The following is a 358-nucleotide window of genomic DNA, read 5'->3' as shown; positions in this document are numbered from 1 at the left end:
CTTGCCGGAGCCGCAGGCCATGGTCCAACCCAGCGTGCCGTGGCCGGTGTTCAGGAACAGGTTGCCGTAGCGGGTCGGGCCGACCACGGGCGTGCTGTCCGGCGTCATCGGGCGCAGGCCGGTCCAGAACTCGGCGCGGGCCACGTCGCCACTGCCCGGGAACAGGTCATTGACCACCAGCTCCAGCGTCTTGCGGCGCGCGTCCTTCAGGCGCAGGTCGAAGCCCGACAGCTCGGCCATGCCGCCGACGCGGATGCGGTCGTCGAAGCGGGTGACGGCGATCTTGTAGGTTTCGTCCAGGATGGTCGAGACCGGCGCGGCGGCCTCGTCCTTCATGGGGATGGTGAGCGAATAGCCC

1 protein-coding gene is annotated in these 358 nt (G+C 69.6%); it reads right to left on the bottom strand.

The window, feature by feature from the left end:
* The coding region (locus tag SB751_RS28645) for an FAD-dependent oxidoreductase (RefSeq protein ID WP_410748869.1) at window positions 1-358 on the bottom strand (358 nt) is incomplete at both ends.

Source organism: Cupriavidus sp. SIMBA_020 (assembly GCF_046535395.1).
GTDB lineage: Bacteria > Pseudomonadota > Gammaproteobacteria > Burkholderiales > Burkholderiaceae > Cupriavidus > Cupriavidus campinensis.
This window is presented reverse-complemented; position numbering and strand designations above follow the sequence as displayed.